Below are 3529 nucleotides of genomic sequence, written 5' to 3' on the forward strand. Positions count from 1 at the left end.
GGTCAGCAAAAAAGGCTCAAACCATTACGGGACAAAGGGTTAACCTCGATTTATGATTTTCCTTGATCTATCTGGGTTTCAGCGATTTTGGGCTTCTCGAAGTAAATCCCAAGCGGGGATTGGAGTTGAGGCTTTTCTCGAGTTGTTTTTTGTCTAAGTCCCACTAATAATCCTAGATTATCGACAGTTATTTGCCCCTCTGGATGAGGCGAAAAAAATAGATCAATCTGTCGGGTTTCGTCGGTAATTTCTTTGCTAATTTCTACTTGGCCTAGGGGCGTTAACGAAGGCGGTCGGCAGATGGCAGCGGGCAGGAGGTTTCATCAATCGAGGCGAAGAAAAAAACGGTAAGATTAGTTAAAGAAAATGATACAAATATACATTGATTAGACAAAAAAAGCTATAAGTAAAAGAAAAGTCAATCTTCCTCAGCCCCATGACGAGAAAAGAACGGCCCCACTCGTGGTTCTCAAGAAAACCCTTGACCTGGCAACAATCGCGGACTATGTGGTGCGATTTATGGTTAGAAGCGTCCCTCGATTTTCCTTATCTAGCTTTGATTGTCAGTTCTTGTGCGATCGCTACCTTTGGCTTAGTCGCCAATAGTGCGGCCGTGATTATTGGGGCGATGATTATTGCCCCTTTGATGTTGCCGATTCGTAGTCTGGCTTTTGGTGGTTTAATTGGCAGTTGGCGATTAATTCGTAAGTCGGCCTTGGCGATTTTAGTTGGTACGATCATCGCTTTAGCGATAGCTTGGTTGCTAGGATTATTGATCGGAATTTCCGAATTTGGTAGTGAAATTCAGGCCCGTTCTCAACCGAATCTTTTAGATTTAGGAGTAGCAATTACGGCGGGGGCAATCAGTGGTTATGCCAAAATAGAACCGAAAATTTCAGGTACTTTAGCGGGAACAGCGATCGCCGTGGCTTTAATGCCGCCAGTTTGTACGATTGGTTTAGGATTATCCCAAGGGAATTGGGTCCTAAGTTTGGGGGCAACTCTGTTATATATTACCAATTTATTAGGCATTGCTCTCTCCTGTTTGTTGGTCTTTTTGCTGGCAGGTTATTCTAATTTTCATCGGGCGCGTAACGCTCTAATTTTGACTTCTATCCTGACAGCAGTTTTGCTAATTCCGTTAGGAATAAGTTTTGCAACTCTGGCCAATCAAGCTCGCTTAGAAAGGTTGCTCAAAAAAGCTTTATTACAACGAACGATTACTTTTCAACGGGCAGAATTATTGGAATCTTCGATTAATTGGCTCAAGCAACCTCCCCGGGTGAGATTAGTAGTAAGAACTGCGGAAAGTATTACCCCCAGACAGGTGGAATTGTTGGAAGAATTCATTACTAAGGAAATGGGGCGACCTTTTCAATTAAATGTCTTGGTTTCTAAGGTTAATGAAGTCACTGCCCCAGAATAAAGTCGAGAAAATTAGCTCAAGTAATGACAAACAAGGATTAATTCGTTATCTTAATGTTTGATATTTAATCTATAGGTAGGGTTCAGGTGAGTGGCGGCAATCGACCAGAAAGCACGGCTTATGTGCGGATAATTAAGCAATCTTGGCAAACGGGGAAATTAGAGGGAGAAGTGCGGACGGAACAATATCAATGGCGTTTTCAATGGCATTTTCTTCAAGGCAAGTTATTAGTACAACCTTCCCTAGGTAGGGCTTTGATTTTTGAACCCTTGAATCGGTTTTTAGAACGCTACGATTATCAATTAGAACCGGGAGGAGATTATGAATTTACAGTGCGCTCAAAATTTTAAATATGGGGGATTGAATTACAGCCTTTCTCCTAAGGATGAAGTTTAACTTAATTTGGCCTCATCTCCCGATGACAGATTCCCTAAAAGGAAAACTTTGTACCTCATCATTAAGATAACAGCCTATTGATCAAGAGAAATTGACGGTTTATGGACAACCCGGCCGAGATACTAGATTTTTACAGGAAGTTTTTTGATTTAAATCCTGCCGGTTAGGCTAAAATTCGGCCATAGCAAAGCGTTATATTAACGATAAGAATTTTTAGGAACAAGGGAAATGACGCAAGGACAGAAGGTTTCAGTGGGTATTGTCGGTGCTTCGGGATATGGTGGCGTACAGTTGGTACGTTTGCTCAAAGAACATCCCCTTGTCGAATTAGTCTATCTGGGGGGCGATAGTAGTGCGGGGAAACCCTACAGTGATTTATATCCCCATCTCGGTCATAGTATTAATCTTAATGTGGAGGCGATCGATTTAGAGACAATTGCCTCCCGTTGTCAAGTGGTTTTCTTGGGTTTACCCAATGGTTTAGCTTGTGATTTAGCCCCTCCTTTGCTCGCTAAAGGGTGTAAAGTCTTGGATCTGTCGGCAGATTATCGTTTTACTAGCCTAGACACCTATAGTAAATGGTATGGCAAGGAACGTCAGGATCAAGCGATCGCATCTACGGCTGTGTACGGTTTACCGGAACTTTATCGGGAAGATATTAAAAATGCCTCTTTGATCGGTTGCCCCGGATGTTATCCTACTGCTAGTTTAATGGCGATTTCTCCCCTGTTAAAACAGGGTTTAATTGTCCCGGAAACCACGATTATTGATGCCAAATCGGGAACTTCGGGGGGAGGAAGACAAGCTAAGATTAATATGTTATTGGCAGAAGCAGATAGTTCGATCGGGGCCTATAATGTAGCGGGAAAACACCGTCATACTCCCGAAATCGAGCAGATTTGCAGTGATTTAGCCGGTCATGAGGTGCGCGTTCAGTTCACTCCCCATTTAATGCCCATGGTTCGGGGTATCCTGTCCACAGTCTATGCAACTTTGCGGGATCCCAATCTGGTGCGGGATGATTTAATCACTATCTACAATGCTTTTTATCGCGCTTCTCCCTTTGTCAAAATCCTACCCGGGGGAGTCTATCCACAAACTAAATGGGCCTGTGGTACTAATTTATGTTATCTCGGTATTGAAGTGGATCCGAGAACCGATCGAGTGATCGTGATGTCAGCGATCGATAATTTAGTTAAGGGACAATCGGGACAAGCGGTACAATGTCTCAATCTCATGATGGGTTGGGAAGAATCCCTTGCTTTGCCGCAAATGTGTTTTTATCCTTAAAAATTCCTGGATGCGTTTAACCGAGTACATCTCATTTTTGTAAATCTACTGAGTTGGGATTTTTAAAGGGAAACTATCTTCTAAAATCGGTGATCACTTCCGATTTTATCACTCAATCCAAGCCTTTGGGGGGTTCTACCCCCCAAACCCCGGAGCGCATTAGTTTTTCGGTGGGATGCTTACACGCAGCTGCTGATACATTTGTAATTAGGGTTTGCTGAAAAAGCTTTTCCTGGGGGCAGGGTGTGGGGTGTGGGGTGTGGGGTGTGGGGTTTCATCGATTTTCAGGTGGTCAACTACCTAATTTTCAGGGAAAAAGTCCAGGAATTTTCCCCCCGATCCCCGCAATGGCTGGCACTTTTTGAGGGGAAAAAAGTCCAAAAGTCTTATCCAACAAGGTTTTTAGATTTATTCAGC

Annotated in this window: 3 protein-coding genes; all 3 read left to right on the top strand. The window is 43.2% G+C overall.

The genetic code is table 11. The features are described 5' to 3' along the window. The first annotated feature begins 436 nt into the window (after positions 1-436). The 3 genes from O9295_RS04935 to argC all read left to right on the top strand — a co-directional run bounded on the left by O9295_RS04935 (position 437) and on the right by argC (position 3112). Complete coding sequence (locus tag O9295_RS04935) at positions 437-1426, top strand: DUF389 domain-containing protein (protein ID WP_288032132.1); 990 nt, start codon at positions 437-439, stop codon at positions 1424-1426. An 86-nt stretch (positions 1427-1512) separates the two neighbouring features. Continuing rightward, positions 1513-1776, top strand: coding sequence for a DUF3146 family protein (locus tag O9295_RS04940; protein ID WP_002733391.1), 264 nt, complete (start codon positions 1513-1515; stop codon positions 1774-1776). Between the two features lie 274 nt (positions 1777-2050). Further along, a complete protein-coding gene (gene argC / locus O9295_RS04945) occupies positions 2051-3112 on the top strand; it encodes an N-acetyl-gamma-glutamyl-phosphate reductase (RefSeq protein WP_288032134.1) in 1062 nt (353 codons plus the stop codon). Positions 3113-3529: the final 417 nt, after the last annotated feature.

Origin of the sequence: Microcystis sp. LE18-22.4A, from assembly GCF_027531105.1 — a bacterium.
Classification (GTDB): Bacteria; Cyanobacteriota; Cyanobacteriia; order Cyanobacteriales; family Microcystaceae; genus Microcystis; species Microcystis aeruginosa.

Coding starts and splice junctions, on each gene's coding strand:
- O9295_RS04935 (WP_288032132.1), top strand. CDS start 437: ATGACGAGAAAAGAACGGCCCCACTCGTGGTTCTCAAGAAAACCCTTG.
- argC (WP_288032134.1), top strand. CDS start 2,051: ATGACGCAAGGACAGAAGGTTTCAGTGGGTATTGTCGGTGCTTCGGGA.